This window comes from Nostoc sp. UIC 10890 (assembly GCF_054786515.1).
Map to the genome: position 1 here is coordinate 1,800,001 of NZ_JBSGKF010000001.1, position 19,883 is coordinate 1,819,883.

The 19,883-nt window shown below is 41.5% G+C and carries 15 protein-coding genes (1 of these 15 running past the window's edge); 7 read left to right on the plus strand and 8 right to left on the minus strand.

Annotation, left to right across the window (positions count from 1 at the left end):
* A protein-coding gene (gene dhaK / locus ACWATR_RS07130) for a dihydroxyacetone kinase subunit DhaK (protein ID WP_460330866.1) crosses the window boundary here: on the minus strand, positions 1-100 show its 5' portion. It extends 974 nt beyond the left edge of the window; only the first 100 of its 1,074 coding nucleotides appear in the window; its start codon is at positions 98-100; its stop codon lies off the left edge, out of view.
* 183 nt (positions 101-283) lie between these two features.
* Entirely contained in the window at positions 284-1,159 is an 876-nt protein-coding gene (locus tag ACWATR_RS07135; RefSeq protein ID WP_460330869.1) for an MBL fold metallo-hydrolase, read from the minus strand.
* 419 nt (positions 1,160-1,578) lie between these two features.
* On the opposite strand from ACWATR_RS07135, the gene ACWATR_RS07140 reads away from it, so the two are divergent.
* Positions 1,579-1,788: a type II toxin-antitoxin system HicB family antitoxin gene (locus tag ACWATR_RS07140; RefSeq protein ID WP_460330871.1), complete on the plus strand. Its 210-nt coding sequence runs from the start codon at positions 1,579-1,581 to the stop codon at positions 1,786-1,788.
* 61 nt (positions 1,789-1,849) lie between these two features.
* Complete coding sequence (locus tag ACWATR_RS07145; protein ID WP_460330874.1) at positions 1,850-2,026, plus strand: type II toxin-antitoxin system HicA family toxin; 177 nt, start codon at positions 1,850-1,852, stop codon at positions 2,024-2,026.
* A 173-nt stretch (positions 2,027-2,199) separates the two neighbouring features.
* Here ACWATR_RS07145 and ACWATR_RS07150 read toward each other — a convergent pair whose 3' ends face one another.
* Positions 2,200-3,153, minus strand: coding sequence for a heme o synthase (locus tag ACWATR_RS07150; protein WP_460330876.1), 954 nt, complete (start codon positions 3,151-3,153; stop codon positions 2,200-2,202).
* A 322-nt stretch (positions 3,154-3,475) separates the two neighbouring features.
* Entirely contained in the window at positions 3,476-4,393 is a 918-nt protein-coding gene (locus tag ACWATR_RS07155) for a COX15/CtaA family protein (RefSeq protein WP_460330878.1), read from the minus strand.
* 404 nt (positions 4,394-4,797) lie between these two features.
* Between ACWATR_RS07155 and ACWATR_RS07160 the strand changes: the two genes are divergently transcribed.
* The 5 genes from ACWATR_RS07160 (at position 4,798) to ACWATR_RS07180 (ending at position 11,837) form a co-directional block, all read left to right on the plus strand.
* Positions 4,798-5,886: a cytochrome c oxidase subunit II gene (locus ACWATR_RS07160; RefSeq protein ID WP_460330881.1), complete on the plus strand. Its 1,089-nt coding sequence runs from the start codon at positions 4,798-4,800 to the stop codon at positions 5,884-5,886.
* Positions 5,887-5,953: 67 nt separating this feature from the next.
* On the plus strand, positions 5,954-7,690 hold the full coding sequence (gene ctaD / locus ACWATR_RS07165) for a cytochrome c oxidase subunit I (protein WP_460340254.1): 1,737 nt from the start codon (positions 5,954-5,956) through the stop codon (positions 7,688-7,690).
* A 157-nt stretch (positions 7,691-7,847) separates the two neighbouring features.
* Positions 7,848-8,474 carry a cytochrome c oxidase subunit 3 gene (locus ACWATR_RS07170; protein ID WP_420760362.1) on the plus strand — a complete coding sequence of 209 codons (627 nt, stop codon included), beginning with the start codon at positions 7,848-7,850 and terminating at the stop codon, positions 8,472-8,474.
* 885 nt (positions 8,475-9,359) lie between these two features.
* Positions 9,360-10,553, plus strand: a complete 1,194-nt coding sequence (locus ACWATR_RS07175) for a protein kinase domain-containing protein (RefSeq protein ID WP_460330884.1) — start codon at positions 9,360-9,362, stop codon at positions 10,551-10,553.
* A 207-nt stretch (positions 10,554-10,760) separates the two neighbouring features.
* Positions 10,761-11,837, plus strand: a complete 1,077-nt coding sequence (locus tag ACWATR_RS07180; RefSeq protein ID WP_460330887.1) for a PstS family phosphate ABC transporter substrate-binding protein — start codon at positions 10,761-10,763, stop codon at positions 11,835-11,837.
* A 75-nt stretch (positions 11,838-11,912) separates the two neighbouring features.
* Here ACWATR_RS07180 and ACWATR_RS07185 read toward each other — a convergent pair whose 3' ends face one another.
* The 4 genes from ACWATR_RS07185 to ACWATR_RS07200 all read right to left on the minus strand — a co-directional run bounded on the left by ACWATR_RS07185 (position 11,913) and on the right by ACWATR_RS07200 (position 19,733).
* Complete coding sequence (locus tag ACWATR_RS07185) at positions 11,913-12,485, minus strand: REP-associated tyrosine transposase (protein ID WP_460330889.1); 573 nt, start codon at positions 12,483-12,485, stop codon at positions 11,913-11,915.
* Positions 12,486-12,735: 250 nt separating this feature from the next.
* Positions 12,736-14,499 carry a tetratricopeptide repeat protein gene (locus ACWATR_RS07190; protein WP_460330892.1) on the minus strand — a complete coding sequence of 588 codons (1,764 nt, stop codon included), beginning with the start codon at positions 14,497-14,499 and terminating at the stop codon, positions 12,736-12,738.
* On the minus strand, positions 14,489-15,781 hold the full coding sequence (locus tag ACWATR_RS07195; protein ID WP_460330895.1) for an ATP-binding protein: 1,293 nt from the start codon (positions 15,779-15,781) through the stop codon (positions 14,489-14,491). Before ACWATR_RS07195 ends, ACWATR_RS07190 begins: the two co-directional genes overlap by 11 nt.
* An 820-nt stretch (positions 15,782-16,601) precedes the next feature.
* On the minus strand, positions 16,602-19,733 hold the full coding sequence (locus ACWATR_RS07200) for a GAF domain-containing protein (protein WP_460330898.1): 3,132 nt from the start codon (positions 19,731-19,733) through the stop codon (positions 16,602-16,604).
* Positions 19,734-19,883 lie beyond the last annotated feature (150 nt).

The window sequence follows — 19,883 nt, forward strand, 5'->3', positions numbered from 1 at the left end:
CAGGGTCATAGTTCAGTTTAATTAAATCGGAATGAGCCGCCGCCATACCTTCTAGACTTTCGCGCACAAAGTCTTCTGGCTTGTTGATCAGCTTTTTCATAATCCGTGTTTGGTTAAAAGGGTGTTAAAACCCAGGTTATAGCGCTTCTGGTTTGTATGCAATACAGTGTGACCTCTCTCTAAATCTTTCTCCTTTTAGAGAGAGACTTTGACTTTTCCCGCTGTTCGCGTGGGGAAGGGGGTTAGGTTTTTTTAGATGACGTGAAAAGTCAGTTATTTAATGTCAATTCAAAGATTCCATCAACTCAATACACTTGTGCATTTGCTGGCGCATGGTTTCCCTATCAGCATGAAATCTTCGTCCATGACCTGGTAGCACCCATTCAAAAGAGTAATTAGCCAAGTTACGCATTGATTTAGTTTGTTCTGACCAAGAATACCAGCAGAAACCGTGGAATGCAGCCAGTTGATGCAAGCTTTCTGACCAAGCGAGATGATCGCCAGTGAACAGAAATTTATTTTTATAAAGTAGAACTGTTTGTCCTTTAGTGTGACCGGGAACTGGAATAATTAATAAATCTGGAGTCAAGGTAAATGGTTCTGAACCAGTTAGCTGTATTTCAACATTGCGAGTATCGGCAGTAATATCATCAGTGTGGAGGATGCGATCGCACTGAAAATGCTCGGCAAACTTTTGATGATCTGCCACATCATCCTTATGAGTTAAATACATATAACGAATTGACCCCAGTTCTTCTAAACGCTTAACTAAAGGCGGCGTAAACCGGGGAGAATCCACTAAAATGTTACCTTCTGGAAGTTGAATTAAATAGCTAGCAGCACCGTAAGATTTTTCAGAATGATAGCCGCAGTGGTAAATATTTTCTGCTACTAATTTTGGAAAAGTTTGTTGAGCAACTTTGATATCTTTTGGTTTTTCAACTGTACCAATGGAACTGGTAGGACAAGCTAAAAGTGCTTGCAGCGCGGCTAATCTATCTGCCTCATTGGTTGGTTGATGATAAACCGCCGACTGTTCATCAATACGAGAAAATACTTCAGGAGTCATCCAGCGACAAGTATCACAATCAATACAGGTAGTATCTACATAAAAATCGCCGTTGACATTTTGGGGACGACGCTGATTTAAATGAGCCATATTAATCCTTTTGCCTCCACGCGCTTGCTGGGAATCTATAAACCTTATTGTCACTACGCTAGCAAAAGTTGACTTAAACTGTAGACTACTGAAGGTTAGATATAGGCTATCTTAAAAAAACAGCCTATCTGGACTTAAAGTTAAAGATTGATTGCACTTCTAGCCTACGGTTGGGATAACATAGGCGCAATCGCTTTATTTCAGGAAATAAATGAACTTCGTCTAGATTACTGACAAAATTCAATTTGGTTTACCATAAAAGGAAGTTCTTTGGTATCATCCACTGCCATTTACCTCACCCAACTCTTAAGTTCAGGAATCCATTTAAAACCTGCTTTTTTTGCAAGTTCCCTGAGGATTTTTTCTCTATTGTTAGTACTTGTAAATTGTAAAATTCAGTAGTTAAGGAAATATTCGCTATGACTGAAATTGTATTTATCGTTGAAGATGATCCAGATGGTGGTTATACTGCTAGAGCTTTAACCGAGTCAGTTTTTACTCAGGCTGACGATATAGAAACACTCCGCGAAATGCTCCGTGATGCAGTTCACTGCCATTTTCTTAATGAACAAAACCGTCCTAAAATCATTCGGTTACACATAGTTCGTGATGAGGTAATAGCTTCTTGAAGCTCCCACGAGATTTATCTGGTTCAGAATTAGTTAACCTCTTGCTCGTCAAGGATACGAGGTGACTCATCAAAAGGGTAGCCACATTCGGTTAACTACTCAACACAATGGCGAACATCATATCACGGTTCCCGCCCATGATCCGATTAAAATTGGAACTCTTAATGCCATACTCAAAGATATTGCTGCTCATGCTGGTTTAACTCGTGACGAATTGCTTGCGTTGCTTTTTCCATAGCTATTAAAAATGGATAAATAGATGTATGTAATTAAATTTGAATAAATTTATTCATAACTGAAATTTTACTTTTAATCGCAAATCCGCGAAACTCTAATTATTATGTATATTTTTTAACTACCAAAAATGCGATCGCGCCACTTTCCCAACGCGATCGCTAAATTTTCCATCCCCTATCCAATAAAATGCAGATGATTACTCACCGCACTAATTAAATTATGGGTAACGGGAAGACTATCAACTACCATCCCCAGACACAACAGCATCATGTAAGAGATGGAAAAGAGAAACAACTCTTTAGCTACAGCGCGATCCTCTGGATTTTGCAACAGCCGCCAAGATTTGTGGATAAATAATCCTCCCAGAATTAGGGCGATCGCAGCATAAAGAATTCCACTTGCGCCCAAAGGATATACCAATAACACGGTTGCAAATACTGTTATCAGCGTATAGTACCAAATCTGCTTTACAGTTGCCGTAGTACCTTCAATCACAGGTAACATTGGTATCCCAACTTTTGCGTAGTCATCTTTAATCATCAGAGCTAAAGCCCAGAAATGGGGTGGTGTCCATAAGAAGACGATGGCAAAAATCAGCCATGCTGACCAGCTTAATGTCCCCGTGACAGCAGCCCAACCCACTAAAGCCGGAATTGCCCCAGCCGCACCACCAACAACGATATTCTGAGGGGTATGGCGTTTCAGCCAGTGGGTATAGACCAAAATATAAAAGACGATGCCAGAGAAGGCTAGCAGCGCGGCTAACAGGTTGGCAAATACTGCTAGGAGTGTAAAGGAAAGTGTTGCCAGTGCGATCGCAAAAATTAGAGCATCGCGTGGCTGCACCTTACCGGAAGGCATCGGACGATGACGCGTCCGCTCCATGTCATAATCAATATCGCGATCGTAGATACAGTTAATCGTCTGGGCGCTTGCAGCAGCCAAAGTGCCACCAGTGAGAGTTACTAGCAACAGCAATGGGTCTACTTCTCCCTTAGCAGCAATCCACATACTTCCAGCCGTGGTAATCAAAAGCAACGGAATAATCCTAGGCTTCGTTAGCTGGTAGTAGCTTTGAACTACCTGTAAAAATGTTTCGTGGTGGCGAGAGACATTAGTCTCAATCATTTTGGCTCTGGTTCCTTATTTTTCAACAACTTACAGCAGAATTCAGAATGGGCTATGCCCCGCTGCGCTAACAGGAGTCAGAATTCAGAAGTAAAACAGGCTTTATACCTGGCTTTGAGACTTAGCTTGTGTACTTCACTTTCCTTGGAATCCGCTGTATATGCAGCCCCCGCTCAAGCTGGTTCTTTCAGACAAATGAAAACACAGACGCATTATCAGTGCTGAGTGCTGAGTTAAGAGTAGAGACGCTATTAATCGCGTCTGTACAAGAGTTAGGAGTTAGGAGTTCTTTTCCTGCTCCCTCATCTCCTCCACTCCCTACTCAGCACTCGTGACTCACTGAGTCACGTAGTGATAAAACTGTAAAAGCCACCAAAGTACCTAGCAAAGTAGCTCCTATAGTTTGGTGAGAGACGGTGAGAGGCTCGACTTGGAGATGTAATTTGAAGGTGGCGAATCCCAACAAGATTTGTAAGGTCAACAACCCACCAGCCATATTTGCCAGTCGCCGTAAGGCTGGATGTAGTGCTGGTGTCCGCCAACAGATAAATACCATTGCCAAGGTTGCCACTGTTGGCGGCACCAAACCAGCAATATGACTGTACATTACAGTACAAAGTTGAGAACCGCCGAGGCATTGGTGTAGTGCCCAGCGAGAGCCTACCAAAGCACCTAGAATACTTTGCAGGTAAACCAGAACAGCGGCAGTTAAACCGACCCAAGGCAACTTACCAACGGTTCCATTTCCCTGATAGGGTGTGAGTGCTGTGCCGATAATCAGCAGGGTGGTAAAAAACAACAGCGCCGTTCCTAAATGAGCGGTAACGATATCAAACCGCAACAATTCGGTAACGGTGAGTCCCCCTAAGATACCTTGGAAGACGATTAGAAACAGGGCGAATGTGGATGCCCAAGGCAGCCAAGAGGGTAAAAAGCGACGACGCCACCAGGACAAACCAAAAAGTGCGATCGCGCTTACACCAATTAAAGCCGCATCCAATCTGTGAAACCACTCCAAAAACACTTGGAGATTCATTTGCTTGGCTGGCACGAGTTCGCCATAGCATAAGGGCCAGTCTGGGCAAGCAAGCCCAGCATTCATGACGCGGGTGGCACTGCCTATGGCCATCAAAATTAAGGTGGCTATGCACATTTTCCACACCAAGCGCCGAATCATTTCCTTGGGCTTTTGCTGCTGAAGAGCCGCTTCATTTTGTTGTTGTAGGACAAATTCGCTCATGAACGATACCTTCTGCCCGCTCTTGGTGGATCTCTTAAAATTTTCAATTTTCTTTTAGTGTCCCATCTCCACCCTAGCGTATAGGCTAAGGGTTTATAGATTAGCACTCACTTATACTTTGAATCACTCCAGAAAGGTTTTGCCTGAAGCTTTAGGTATTTTTCAAGATGTCAGAAATTGATTAATCACAATTAATTTAAGCATTCTAAATTTTTCCTTAAATTTTTTCACTGGTTTGCATCTATTTTTGGCGTTGTATGATAGTAAACTCATACTCAAAATTACTAAAATAGCCAAAAAAATTAATAAAAATTTCAGACCTTTGTCCCCCATGTCTGACAGCCTAGACTACCTTAGTAAGTGAGTAGCTTCGAGATAACATAGTAAATTCAATTAAGTAAGCCGTGAAGATTCCAAGTTCCATCTGGACATTACTCATTGGCATCGTGCTAACGCTAGCCAGCCTTTGGTACGGTCAAAATCACGGTCTGTTGCCAGCAGCCGCTACTGATGAAGCCGTCTTGGTGGATGGTCTATTCAACACGATGATGATCGTTTCCACAGGGATATTTCTGCTCGTAGAAGGTATTTTAATTTACTCTGCATTTAAATATCGTCGGCGTGCAGGTGACAATGAAGACGGCCCACCAGTTGAGGGCAATGTACCTCTAGAAATTCTCTGGACAGCGATCCCAGCAATTATCGTTATCGGTATTTCTGTTTACAGCTTTGATGTCTACAACGAAATGGGTGGCTTTGATCCCCATTCTATTCATGAAGCACCGATGAGTCAGGAGTCAATGAAAATGCCAGGGCATGGGAGTGCTATAGCCGCAACTTTAAGCGATACACCTCCTGGCACCGCACCCAACCTCAATCAAGAAAAATCTGATGAGGCAATGCAAGATCCAGCTACCGCAGAAGTCCGCAATGCTGACCAAATTCCCCAACTGCGGAATGCCCCAGGTGTAGGTATTGTAGCTCCGACAATTGGGGGAACTCCTGAAAAAGCAGGTAAACCAGCAGAATTACAAGTCAACGTCACTGGTCTACAATATGCCTGGATTTTCACCTATCCTGAAACTGGTATAACTACAGGTGAAATGCATGTCCCCATTGGGCGAGAAGTACAAATCAGTATGACTGCCAACGATGTCATTCACGCCTTCTGGGTTCCAGAGTTCCGCCTGAAACAAGATGCGATCCCCGGTAGACAAAGCGAGATTCGCTTCACCCCCCAAAAAGCAGGAGATTATGTCCTAATCTGTGCTGAACTTTGTGGCCCCTACCACGGTGCAATGAGAGCGCCAGTAGTTGTTGAGCCACAAGAAGCCTTTGATAAATGGGTACAAGAACAGTTAGTTGCTAGCAAAGAAACACTAAATCAAGCGATCGCTGTTAACCCTGCGGATCTATCCCCAAATGAATTTCTCGCGCCTTATACCAAGGACATGGGAATTAAGCCAGAAATCCTTCATCAAGTTCACCATTAATCAATATGTTATTTAGTCAAAATCCAATGACTAATGACTAATGACTAATGACCAATGACTAATGACTATGACACAAGCTCAGTTGCAAGAAACTGCCAATATCCCTGCCCTTCTTGAGGAACCAGGGGTCAGAAAATGGCAAGACTTCTTTGGCTTTCAAACCGACCATAAGGTGATTGGGATTCAATACCTAGTCACTTCGTTTATTTTCTACTGCATTGGCGGCGTGATGGCTGATTTGGTTCGCACGGAATTGCGAACCCCAGAGGTAGATTTTGTTACCCCAGAAGTCTACAATAGTCTGTTCACACTGCACGCTACGATCATGATTTTCTTGTGGATCGTGCCAGCCGGGGCAGGGTTTGCTAACTATCTAATTCCCCTAATGATTGGGGCAAAAGATATGGCATTTCCTCGGCTGAATGCTGTTGCCTTTTGGATGATTCCCCCTGCGGGTATATTGCTAATCGCTAGTTTAGTGGTGGGCGATGCACCAGATGCCGGTTGGACTTCCTACCCTCCCCTGAGTTTGGTGACAGGACAAGTAGGCGAAGGCATTTGGATTATGAGTGTCCTGCTGCTGGGTACGTCCTCAATTTTAGGGTCGATAAATTTCCTGGTGACATTGCTGAAGATGCGTATCCCTGGCATGGGCGTTCATCAAATGCCCTTGTTCTGCTGGGCGATGTTCGCCACTTCGTGCCTAGTTTTGGTATCAACCCCAGTCCTTGCAGCAGGTTTGATTCTGCTTGCCTTTGATTTAATTGCCGGGACAACATTCTTTAACCCAACTGGCGGTGGCGACCCCGTAGTATACCAGCACATGTTCTGGTTTTACTCCCACCCAGCCGTTTACATCATGATTTTGCCCTTCTTTGGCGCAATTTCAGAAATTATCCCCATTCATTCCCGCAAGCCAATTTTTGGCTATAAAGCGATCGCTTATTCGTCTCTTGCTATTAGCTTTTTGGGGCTAATTGTTTGGGCGCACCACATGTTTACCAGCGGTATCCCCGGTTGGTTGCGGATGTTCTTTATGATCACCACCATGATCATTGCCGTACCCACAGGAATTAAAATATTTAGCTGGTTAGCAACCATGTGGGGTGGAAAAATCCAGCTGAACAGTGCCATGCTATTTGCCATCGGCTTTGTCGGCACTTTTGTAATCGGCGGGATTAGTGGCGTGATGTTGGCAGCAGTGCCTTTTGATATTCACGTTCACGATACTTATTTTGTGGTGGCTCATTTGCACTACGTCCTATTTGGTGGTAGCGTACTGGGAATTTTTGCAGCCATTTACCATTGGTTCCCGAAAATGACGGGACGGATGGTAAACGAATTTTGGGGTAAGGTTCACTTTGCCTTGACAATTGTGGGTCTAAACATGACCTTCTTACCTATGCACAAGCTAGGTTTAATGGGCATGAATCGCCGTATCGCCCAATATGACCCCAAATTCACCACACTGAATGAAATTTGCACGTATGGTTCTTATATACTGGCAATTTCGACATTCCCTTTCATCATCAATGCAATTTGGAGTTGGTTGTACGGCGAGAAAGCTGGCAATAATCCCTGGAGGGCACTTACCTTAGAGTGGATGACTACCTCACCACCTGCGATCGAGAATTTCGATCAAACCCCAGTATTGGCTACAGGCCCCTATGATTACGGTTTGGAACATGCTAATGAAGGTGTACCTTTGTCTGATCCCAATCCCGTCTTGTCTGGTGGCCCCAACTCAGTATTAAGAGCAGAACCCGACCCAGCGGTTGCTGCTAATCCAGAAGACCGGAAATAAACAGGGGACTAGGGACTGGGGACTGGGGAAGAAGCAAGGGAGCAAGGGAGAAAAGCTTTCCGCTCTGCAAGAGCAGCACCCTGCCCCTCTGCCTCTTTTAAATGCCCCATTCCCAATGCCCAATGCCCAATGCCCAATTCCCTACTTATCAAAATTCATGCAAAGTCAAACTATTGACCCAGCTAAAACCGAACTTAATCATCATCATGCGGCAGAAGCATCTGTCGGTCATCACGAAGAACATCCAGACCATCGTCTGTTTGGACTATATGTCTTCCTGATTGCTGAAGGGATGATTTTTATGGGACTGTTCGGAGCCTACTTGGCTTTCCGTGCTACCTTACCTGCATGGCCACCAGCAGGTACTCCAGAGTTAGAACTATTATTACCTGGAGTCAACACTATCAATCTAATTTCTAGTAGTTTTGTCATGCACAATGCCGACACTGCTATTAAAAAGAATGATGCAAAGGGTGCGCGAATCTGGTTAGCAATTACCGCTGCAATGGGTGCTATTTTCTTGGTGGGTCAAGTATATGAATATACCCATTTAGAATTTGGTTTGACTACCAATTTATTTGCTAGTGCATTTTACGTTTTGACTGGTTTCCACGGATTGCACGTTACCATCGGCGTTTTGGCAATTGTTGCTGTGTTGTGGCGATCGCGCACTCCGGGTCACTATAGTAACGAAAAGCACTTTGGTATTGAAGCAGCCGAAATTTACTGGCACTTCGTTGACGTGATTTGGATTATTTTGTTCGGATTACTGTATCTACTGTGAGTATTAATTATTAGTTGTTCACTCCACGCGAACAACTTAATAGGCCCCCATTAGGGGGCTTTTTTATTTAATTAACAGAATGCTGCCGTTGCAGATGGCTGTCTTGAATTTCCTATATAACAGTTTTACAAGAGTTAAATAAAATGTACACTATTACTTTTTCTAAATGCAACTGAGTTATTGCAAGTGATACAGAAGCTAGTAAAAAGTGGGAAAAGTCGGATGTTTTATAGAAACTATTGAATAACCAGTTAATATGCTGTAGCTTGAGATGTTAAGGACAGAGTAAACCAATAAATGAAGTTCGCGAATTTAATTGAAGGGAAGACAGTCCTAACATTTTTTCTAGTAATGAAAGTGAAAATTTTCACTTATTTGCCTCAAAAACCATCACTCGATATTTAGCTTAAGAAATTACCTACTATTTTTTATTTTTGTCGAACTCATGTTGATATTACAACGCAATCGCGCTTGGTGATGACTACAATCTGGTAACCAAATTGTGGTGGATACTGTAATACAACACGTGCTTTTTAGTACGTATTTCTAGCATTTTCTCAGTAATAATGCCCGAAGTTAAAATAAATAAACATCTGACTCCATGAATGTTCTCCTGTGCCCACAGTTCTAAATACTGTGGATTAGTGTTAAATTTACTTAAGTGATAAGATTATTGAACTATTCCAGAAATTAATTTTGTATTAAGATGCCTATAAAGGTATTAAATGAACCAATAAAGTTGCTAACCATGAAACTGCTCCAAAGCACATAAATATAAGTCTTGATAAGGTGACTGCCTCAAATATCAGCAAATCTAGCAGCAGGCATTTATAACCTCACCCAAGCTCTGAATGGTCAGTAAATATAAGAAGTAGTATACGCCATATGAGCCAGAACCCTCTAGTCAGAAAAACACTCCGAAGTCGCTTTGAGACTGTCAAACTGATGGGAAGCGGAGGATATGGTAATACTTACTTGTTAGGAGGGGGTATACGTAACAGACATCGATACTCTCTCACCAGAAAAACACTTCGCAATCGCTTTGAGATTGTCAAACACTTAGGAAGTGGGGGATCTGGTGATACCTACTTAGCCATTGACTTGGATTTACCAGGACAACCCCATTGTGTCGTCAAACACTTCCACCCAAAAGATTCCAATCCTGCTGTTCTACCCATAGCTAAAAAGCTATTTGATCGGGAAGCGGAAGTTTTATACCAGCTAGGCAACGACCACGATCAAATTCCTAGACTGTTTGCCCATTTTGATGAAGATGGAGATTTTTATTTAGTCCAGGAATTTATTGACGGTCACGCCTTGACTCAAGAAATTATACCAGGTCAACGTCTAAGCGAAAATACAGTCTTAAATTTATTAAAAGATATCCTGGAAGTGCTGTCCTTCGTTCACCAACACAATATTATTCACCGAGATATTAAGCCTCAAAACTTAATGCGGCGGTATTCTGATCAGAAGATTGTGCTAATTGACTTTGGCAGTATTAAGAAAATTGGTGCTTTGGGAGCAGGCTTAACAATTGCTGTTGGAACTCCTGGTTATATGCCAAGCGAACAGGCTAAGGGAAAGCCGAAACTTTGCAGCGATATCTATGCAGTCGGGATGATTGGCATTCAAGCTTTGACAGGTTTAATACCTGAGCAACTACCAGAAGATCCCAGTACTGGAGAAGTTATCTGGCGCGACAAGGCAGAGGTAAGTGATGCTCTGGCAAATATTTTAGATACAATGGTTCGCGATCGCTACAACCAACGTTATCAGTCTGCTACAGAAGCTTTACAAGCACTTAATTCTGATGTGGCATTGTCACATTCCTCACAATCTGCTGACATCAACCACAAGGCTGATGATACCTATTTGTTAACTTATAGAAACTTTATTTTACTACTGGGCATAGGTCTTGGTGCTACCACTAGTTTGATAGTCATAGTTTTAATCTATACATTCATTAATACGGGGACATCGCTTCCAAACCAACCTACTCCACTAAAGAGTTTTCTAGAAAAATTTGTTGAGTTACCGTTAACTAATACGAACCCTAGTAGGCAAATCAGCAGCTAACAGAGGAATTTGTCAAAGCAATTGCACCATTACAAAAACTACCAAATAGCAATTTTAATTTCACTACAAAACAGTTAATCATCTAGTAGCAATCATAAAACTATCTATTAAATAGCTATGAAAGGTTTACTTTATATTTAAAAATTATTGTAGGATAAATACTTAGAGATTCCTGTAAGATAAATACAATAAACAAAATTTAAAAATATGGACAATACAAATCAAAGAAAAGCTTTAATTAACAGCGAAATCGCCCTCTTTCTCAGAGGTTTGATTATTGGTAAAGTTCTGACACTTATGGTTATTGGCGGATTGCTTTGGTGGTTATTGAAGCCAAACTTATCGACCCGCAACAGCGTTAACTCTTCATCCGCTCAAAATTTTAATAGTGTATCTAATAACACATCAAATTTTCAGACGGTTGCTGATGTTCCCCCTGCCTCATTCAACTACGGAGGCAGTACAGCTTGGGCATCTATCCGGCAATTGGTAGATTCCCAGATCCAGAGCGATCGCCCGGAACTACAATTACGCTATGTAAACCCTGTTAATGGTAGCCCTGGTTCTAGCTCCGGCATTCGGATGTTGCTTGATGGGAAACTAGACTTTGCTCAGTCTTCCCGTCCTCTCACAGATGAAGAAAAAGCGATCGCAAAAGAGCAAGGCTTCACCCTTGAGCAACGTCAGGTGGGTATGGATGGAATAGCAGTAGTAGTCAACCCATCACTCAATGTACCTGGTTTAACTGTTGAACAATTACAGCAGATTTATTTGGGGCAAATTACCAATTGGAATCAAGTAGGTGGGCCAAATCTACCCATCACAGCTTTTTCTCAACGACCAGAGGACGCAGATACAGTAATATTCCCTAGTAACAGCAACTTGAAGGAGCAAGCACTTGGCTCTAATGTGCAGTATGTCTACTCTACTACAGAGGCAGTGCGCCAACTCAGTAAAACTCCTGGTGGTGTGTATTACGCTTCTGCCCGTTCAGTAGTCTTTCAATGTAGTGTGAAGGCTTTACCATTGGGTAATACTTCTGGTCAGTTAATTCCCCCCTACCGCGAACCGATGGTGTCGCCTGAACAGTGTCCACGTCAGCGCAACCAGCTAAATAGTCAGGCGATCAAAAATGGCAGTTATCCGATGATCGCTAATTTGTTTGTGATTATTAAGCAGAATAAAGGTCCAGAACAGCAGATTGGGGATGCTTATGCCAATCTTTTATTAACTGACCAAGGACAAAGGGCTATTGAGCAAGCTGGTTTCGTTGGCGTTCGCTAGTACGGCGATCGCACTTTCCACTACAGATTATTCAGATCCCCGACTTCTTTAAGAAGTCGGGGATCTTTAGTTAGGCTAATCATCCAGTAGCAGTCTTTTGAAACCAGCGCTATCAGGTAGGTTATGATCTGTTAAAAATTGCTGATAAGCTAATTCTGACTCAATTTGGATCTTGATATACTCTGTTTTGGCTAGTGTTCCTCCTCGTAATCCTGCATATTCCAAATAGCTGGAAAACTCCCATTCTTCAGGTTGCTGCACCAGTTCTGCTTTCACCGGATTTAAATGAATATAACGTGAGAGGTTGAGAAGATAGTCAGTTTGTAAAATATGAATACTTTGAAACCTTCCCTGAAATAGCACCCCAGAACGATTGAAACGCTTATTAATTGCCTTTGTGTAGGAAAGAGAGAGAGATTTCATTGCATCAGACAGAGTTTCATCTCTTAGATAGATCAAAAAGTGATAATGATTGGGCATTAAACAGTAAGCAACAATATCTACTGCATTAGTTATTAGATGTTCCCTTATCAACCGGAGAAAATAAATATAGTTCTCACGCTCAAAGAAAATATTTTGGCGATTGTTGCCCCGATTATAAACATGGTAAAAGTTGCCAGTTTGCAGAGGGGTTTGTCGTCGCGGCATAGGGAAGAATATGAGATTTTGCTTTAGTATGCCCTTTTAACTCAATCAGATCCCTAATCCAATCAGATCCCCGACTTCTTAAAGAAGTCGGGGATCTAACTTTTCACGAATGATTTAGGATTGCTATATATTTAATTTTGCATGACTAGTTAACAGGCGATCGCTACCCAACTAAAAATCAAATAACTCTAGCGACTGTCTTAAAACTTATAATCCTTCTCTCTGCACCTCTGCGTGAGATTTTCTAACCTTAATTCTCCCGCGTCGCCACCGCAAGTTTATCTAGATTTTGACGAACGGTAACACTACGGTGATGATTTACACCCCAAATTCGTTCACAAATATCTAAAGCTTGCAAATAAAGCGGCTCTGCTTCACCATAACGCCCTGTTGCACGATAAATTTCTGCCAAATTGTTGAGACTTTCCGCAACATTAGGATGATTTTCTCCCAACAAAAGCTTATCTAGTTCTAATGCTTTTATACATAAAGATTCCGCTTCATTGTAACGTCCCTGTTCTCTATACATATAACCCAAAGCATAGATAGTATCTGCTAAAAGTGGATGCGCTTTTTGTAATACACGCTGCTTGAGTTCTAATGATTGCAAAAACAAAGATTCCGCTTCACTGTAGCGTCCTTGAGCGCGGTATATTAAGCCTAAATTATGCAAATCTGTTGCAACATCAGGATTCTCTTCTCCCAAAAATCGCTTATCTAGTTCTATTGCTTGTTGCGACAAAGGTTCAGCTTCACTGAAACGTCCTTGATGATAATAAAGTAGCGCTAAATTATTTAGTATGAGAGCGAAAGAAGGATGATTTTCGCCAAGCAGACGTTTTTCGAGTTCTAATGATTGCAGATATAAAGGTTCTGCTTCGTCATAACGTCCTTGTTCATCATATAGTAGTGCCAAATTGTTCAGACTGGCGACAACATCGGCATGATTTTCTCCCCACAGAAGCTTTCTTAGTTCTAAAGCTTCTTGATATAAGAGTTCCGCTTTATTATATTGTCCAGTAGATTTGTAGAGTCCTGCCAAATTATTCAGGCTAGTAGCAAAAGAAGGATGGTTGTCTCCTAGCAGGCGTTTTCTCAGTTCTAAAGCTTGTTTATATAGTGGTTCGGCTTCGCTATAGTGTCCCGTTGCACGATATATTCCCGCTAAATTATTGAGGCTATTAGCTAAGTCTACCTGCAAACCTAATTCATTTTGTAGCTCACTCGCCTGACGCCAATATTTAATTGCTAATTCCTGTTCTTCTTGATAATTTTGAGATTCACCCCGCTCTAATCTGCTGCGGTAAATATCACCTAACCTTGAATATAAGGTAGCTAAGGTAGGATCTTTAGTTCCCTGTTCCTGTTCTACTTTCTCGATTAGCCTTTGTAAATCTTGGATGGGTAAGAAAAAAGCGTTATTTTCATTAGTATCTGTGCTGGCTAATTCTGTGTCTCTAAAAACAAAGCGGATATTTTCTAGTTCTTTACCAGGAATAGCATTCGTCTTTTTAGATTCAAACCGGAATACACCATTGCGCCAACTCCAAAAATCAGGGGCTTTTTTAATCAGGCTGACTAAAATTTGGTTAGTTACCCAAAGCACGATCGCAAAAGGAAATTCGCGCAATCCTTCCCTTGTCCACTGTAAGTAACCAAAAAATTTCTCCTGTTCCGATTGCTCATTTCCCAATCTGAGAAAATAAAGTTGTTCAGCACCCGTCACAGTAATCACCGCCAGGTTCTGCTGACGAAGATATTCTTCTTGTTGTACCAGTTGGTTAAGAGCAGCTTTCAAGCTCGGTTCTTGACGTGCTAAAGTTACTCGATATGCACGGAAGGTGGGTTGTAGTTCAGCTTCATATTGAGCAATAATCTCATCACGAAAGCTAGCATCATCACAAACTGCAATCAGTAAATTTAATCCCCGCTTTTGAGCTTCAATAGAAACAATTAAATCATCATACGCATCTTGATTTTCTCCTTCATCATCTAATAAATCTTCATTTAACATTAATGGCTCCCTGCCTTCTCAAGCTTTCAATAATAATTGGATGAACATCATACCAAGTTTCATCGGTGCGATATTCTAGAACATACAGCCCATGTAGCAAATCCAAAAACTCTGCTTGTTTGGGATCATTGGGCATAAATTGTTCATAAACGCTCTGCAAAATATCGATATCAGTTTTTCCTAAGCGTATGGAAAAATCATTGCGAATTTTATTTATTGCTTGCAGAAGAATTTTATCATCAATAATAACTGTGGCTGAGGGATTTCGCCGGATAATCCGCAAACAAATACGGCAACATTCCTTAGAGATCCGAATTAACTCTCGCAATACACCACCACTGTAAATTACGATTTTTTCAGCCGTCTCTGCTGCGATTAATTCACTGGAAATTCGCTTTTGTAAAACTTCACCGAGAATCGTTGTTGCTTCCGGGCGAGGTTGAGCATTAGGGAAGCGATTTTTACCTTTATCAAATATTTTTAAGACAGGCATTGCCACAACTTGATCGTTAGTTTCAGTGGCAATTATTGTACTAATAAATGTTTCTCGAAGGACTGCGATCGGGATAGTGTAAATAATTTGAAAGTTAGGTTGACAAAGAGCCTTAATGTTATCTCGATAAATTTCGTTAACTCTGCCTAAGTCAAGTTTATCTAAATCATCAATAATTACTAAAACGTTTTGTTTAGTTGCAGCTTGAATTAGAGCAGCTATTTCGTTAATTCTGGCAACTAAATCTGATAACTTGCGTTCAAACTCTTGCTTAATTTCATCCCGAACGCTAGCATCAGCTTTTAATTTAGAACTAATCAATTTTAAGAGGTCAAAACCTATACTAGCTTCTGCTTGCAAATTTGTTTCTTCAGTGCGAGTGCGGGTAGCGAACCACTTATAAAGAGCTTCTTTAGTAGATTGCGGAATATCAACTCGGCGGGCTTCTGCCTCTGTCATTAAATTAACTGCGATCGCAAACAGTATATTAATATGATTAACCGCCGACATTTCAATTTTGTCAGCAATAGAAAACAGAACTACAAAATATTTATCTTGAATTTGTCGGCTAAATTCAGCTAACAAAGTAGACTTACCACATCCTCGATGTCCTGTAAAGACAATTTTGCCATCTCCATTAGGACTATCTTCCACTAATTGGTTCAGGTCTGCAATTAAATCATCACCATATTCGACTCTAAATCTTTCCATTTCGTTCCGTTCCATCAATGGAAACAGTTCGAGATTGCTGTATGCTTCTTGAAAGGAGTTTAATAAGTCTTGAGACATTGGATAGTGCCGTAAACGTGCTAACTATCCATATAATGGCTCATGATTTTTGAAGCACAAGTTTAGGTAATTACAATTTTTCTACCTCTGTCAAAAAATGACTACTAGGTGATACTGTCTTATGTTTTCAAAGACGATACTGTTAGTTCCACAATCCCAACCGACAAACAAGTAATGGAGGTGAATATAAATAAAAATTAATGATAGATTATACATTCAATAAATATAAATAAATAACAGATTATACATTTGAGATAGTGAAAGTTACCTAACAAATAAATAAAATTAAATTTTCGTTTATAAAATTTAATTTTCCGCATCCTGTGTTTATGTACCCTCTGGCTATTATTACAAAACGGTCTCTGAACTTATGGGAGCAGTCTAACTTGCATGAGCGTTCTTGATCGGTTCCCAAACTGTCTCCTCACGCACGCGATTGTGGGCTATTCCTGAACCTGTGGAACGGTAAGCTTCGAGAGCGGATTGACTCTGCTGAACCATTTGGGCTTCAGTAAGAGGTTGAAAATTTAACGAACTTTGGGGGTTTAAGTCCCCAGCAAGACAGGCAGCCCGTTTTGGGTCGGGATCTAAATCCCCGGACGCTCTCTACGAGACGCTAAAAGCGAACGCAGACTCGCTAACGCAAAACGTAATTGCGTTAGCGTAGCGGTAGCGAGTCCGCGTACTCTTACTCTTAAGCAAGCTACGCTTTTAGCGTCTGTCTTTGCTACGCAACGCTAACGCGAACGACACGCTGTTCGCGTTCGTAGAGAGCGTCATTGCGTTAGCGGAGCGGGGCGTTAGCCCATTGCGAATTGTTTTAACTAACTGTCCGTTTCATCGGAATTTCGATCCAGAACTCACAGCCGTTACCAGGTTCAGAAACACACTTGATATTACCACCATGTTTTTCAACAATAATTTGGTAGCTAATAGATAAACCCAAACCAGTACCTTGTCCAGGTTGTTTGGTGGTAAAAAAAGGTTCAAAAATGCGCGATCGCACCATCTCTGGAATCCCACAACCATTATCGGCAATCCAAATCAGAATCATATTCCCTTCTATGACTCTTGTCCGAATCCAAATTTTAGGATTGTCAATTATTTTTCCACTAGTTGCTAAGTTTTCCAGTGCATCGATCGCATTGTTGAGAATATTCATAAATACCTGATTCATCTGGGCTGCATAGCAGACTAATGAAGGCAATTCCCCATATTCTTTAATTACCTCAATAGCAAAAGAATTAGTTTCTGGTTGCAGTCGATGTTGTAAAATTAGCAAAGTACTGTCGATGCCTTCATGAATGTCTACAGGCTTCATTCCTGTTTCGTCAAGTCGAGAAAAACTTCGCAACGACAAGACTAATTGAGAGATGCGATCTGCTCCTATTTTCATTGAAGTGAGAATTTTGGGCAAGTCATCACTAATGAAATCTAAATCAAGTGTTGCTACTTGCTTTTGAACTTCTCCTGTTATCTTAGGATACTGTTTCTGATAGAGGCGCAGTAATTTCAATAAATTTTCAGCATGTTCAGTAACGTAAGTTATGTTGCCATAAATGAAACTAATCGGGTTGTTAATTTCATGGGCTACACCAGCAACTAACTGTCCTAAGCCTGCCATTTTCTCACTTTGAATTAACTGACTCTGAGTGTGCTGTAATTCTTTAAGAGTCTGGGTGATTTCTTCTTTTTGACGTTGAGTTTGTTCAAATAATTCCGCTTGTTGAAGTCCTACCCCTAACTGAGTACCAATCTGCATCAGCAAATCTATCTCATCTTCTTGCCAATCACGGGGTTGGATATTTTGATAAGCTGCTAGTAATCCCCAAAGTTTCTCACCCTGAAAAATCGGCACAATCATATATGCCCTAGCCTCCATTAGCTCAATCAGGGCAATATAAGGAATAGAATCATCAGTGCTGTAAATATCCTTAATAACCAGAGTTTTACCATTAGCAAAATCTCCTACTTGGTTTTTTTGCAAGTAATCATCTACCATCGCAGGTACAATTTTCTTTACTGGTGTCCAACCTTGGGCTAAAGACTCAGCAACAAATTCGCCACTCCAATCAGCCCGAAATCGATAGATTGTCACTCGATCAACTTCTAATAGCCGCCGCACTTCTTCTGTACTGGTAGCAAAAATGGTGTCAATATCAAGAGACTGGCGAATTTTCTCCACAGTTGCGGCTAAGGCCTTCTCCCTTTCGGCTGCTTTGCGTTCTCGTTCGGCGGCTTTAGCCAGTTTTTGAGCTTGCACCTGCACTTGTTTCAATGACTCAGCTTGCTGTAATGCTACCCCCAATTGGACGCCAACTTGTGCTAGCAAGTTGATTTCTTCATCTTGCCAATAACGAGGTTGGGAGTTTTGATAAGCTACTAGCAACCCCCACAATTTCTCGCCCTGAGAAATTGGTACAAAAACTTCATTCCGTGCATACTTACCCGCTTGTTTTTTTTGCACAAGAATGCTTTCTGTGACAGGCTGCGCCTTAATCATTGGTGTCCAGCCATCAACAATGGAATCGGCGACAAATTCGCCACTCCAATCAGGATAGAAGCGGTAAATTGCGACTCGTTCCACTTCTAATAGCCGACGGACTTCTTGAGTTGTGGTTTTAAAGATGGCTTCAATTTCCAAGGACTGACGAATTTTTTCTACGGTGTTCGCCAATGCCCTTTGCCTTTCAGCAGCTTTACTGATCTCTGCTGCTTGAATTTGCATTTGTTGGATAAATTCCGCTTGTTGCAAAGCCACACCTAGTTGTGTACCCACTTGGGTTAGCAAGTAAACCTCATCTTTTTGCCAATCACGGGTTCTGGCGTTCTGGTATACTGCTAGTAAGCCCCAGAGCTTCTGACCGTGGTAAATGGCAATGATCACATAAGCTCTTGCTTGATAAATTTCTAATATTTTAATGTAGCAGTCACTAAAGCCGGAATTGTAAATATCATTACAAACACGATACACTTCACATCGACTAAAGCTACCACCCTCTGTATCTTGTAAGTAGGTATCAGGGATTGGGGGGTTAGCTAAATCTTTGGCGCTGCATTCACTGACATTTTCACTCAATTCCGGTCGCTGCAATTGTTCATGGATCAAGGAGATCCAACCCTCTGCCACTGATTCAAACACGAATTCACCACTCCAATCGGGATTGAAGCGATAAATAGCCACGCGGTCAGCATTTAGCAGTTGCCGAAGTTCTGCGGTGCTTGTGTGGAAAATGCTTTCCAAGTCTAGGAATTGACGAATTTTCTCAATGGTTATGGCTATGGTTTTTTGCCATTGGGCTGCTTTTTCTCTGGCTTTTGCTTGTGCTAGTTGTGCTGATTGGAGTTTTACTTGTTCTAAGTAATCTGCTTGCTGCAAAGCAACTCCTAGATGTTCAGCAATGAGTTGCACAAACTCAATTTCTGATGCTTCCCATTGCCGAGGACTACTACACTGATGAATACACAGTAATCCCCATAAATATTTACCTTTCATCAAAGGGGCGGTTATATTGGCACGTACCTGAAATCTTTCTAGAATCTGGATGTAGCAATCACTAGCATTAACTTGATAAATATCAGCTATTGCTCTAATCCGACCTTGCTGATATAGTTCTGCAAATTTCTCACTAAAGCAGTGGTCGCGTAGTTTGGCTGCTAGTGCCGAATCCCATTCGGTTCCCACATCTTCATAGATAAATTCCCCTTCCCATGCCAAATCAGGATCAAAACGAAACACGCCAACCCGATCGCTTTTTAAAAGTTGGCGGACTTCTGTGACTGTAATTTTGAAGATAGTTTCTATGTCTAGAGACTCACGAATGTGGGCAATAACTCCAGACAAGGCTTTTTGTTGCTCATTTTGACACAGGGAGGCTGTTGTCACATCTGAATGAGACTCTTGCTGTTTTGAATTTGGTTCTATGGGTTGAGTGGTAGAGGAGTTTTCCATTCCCAGTGGGACTTTAAATATTGAAAGTCTTCTATCTCATGATTCCCGTTGCGATCGCAAAGGTAACAGTTATTTCCTTTAAATGCTAGAAAAAACAATGTAGGGACACGATAATATCGCGTCCCTGCACAAAGATTTTTCAACCACAAG

Excerpts from the sequence above, each read along its gene's own strand:
- ACWATR_RS07180 (WP_460330887.1), top strand. The coding sequence starts at position 10,761 with ATGGACAATACAAATCAAAGAAAAGCTTTAATTAACAGCGAAATCGCC.
- ACWATR_RS07185 (WP_460330889.1), bottom strand. The coding sequence starts at position 12,485 with ATGCCGCGACGACAAACCCCTCTGCAAACTGGCAACTTTTACCATGTT.
- ACWATR_RS07200 (WP_460330898.1), bottom strand. The coding sequence starts at position 19,733 with ATGGAAAACTCCTCTACCACTCAACCCATAGAACCAAATTCAAAACAG.
- ACWATR_RS07135 (WP_460330869.1), bottom strand. The coding sequence starts at position 1,159 with ATGGCTCATTTAAATCAGCGTCGTCCCCAAAATGTCAACGGCGATTTT.
- ACWATR_RS07195 (WP_460330895.1), bottom strand. The coding sequence starts at position 15,781 with ATGTCTCAAGACTTATTAAACTCCTTTCAAGAAGCATACAGCAATCTC.
- ctaD (WP_460340254.1), top strand. The coding sequence starts at position 5,954 with ATGACACAAGCTCAGTTGCAAGAAACTGCCAATATCCCTGCCCTTCTT.
- ACWATR_RS07150 (WP_460330876.1), bottom strand. The coding sequence starts at position 3,153 with ATGATTGAGACTAATGTCTCTCGCCACCACGAAACATTTTTACAGGTA.
- ACWATR_RS07175 (WP_460330884.1), top strand. The coding sequence starts at position 9,360 with ATGAGCCAGAACCCTCTAGTCAGAAAAACACTCCGAAGTCGCTTTGAG.
- ACWATR_RS07170 (WP_420760362.1), top strand. The coding sequence starts at position 7,848 with ATGCAAAGTCAAACTATTGACCCAGCTAAAACCGAACTTAATCATCAT.
- ACWATR_RS07140 (WP_460330871.1), top strand. The coding sequence starts at position 1,579 with ATGACTGAAATTGTATTTATCGTTGAAGATGATCCAGATGGTGGTTAT.
- ACWATR_RS07190 (WP_460330892.1), bottom strand. The coding sequence starts at position 14,499 with ATGTTAAATGAAGATTTATTAGATGATGAAGGAGAAAATCAAGATGCG.
- ACWATR_RS07155 (WP_460330878.1), bottom strand. The coding sequence starts at position 4,393 with ATGAGCGAATTTGTCCTACAACAACAAAATGAAGCGGCTCTTCAGCAG.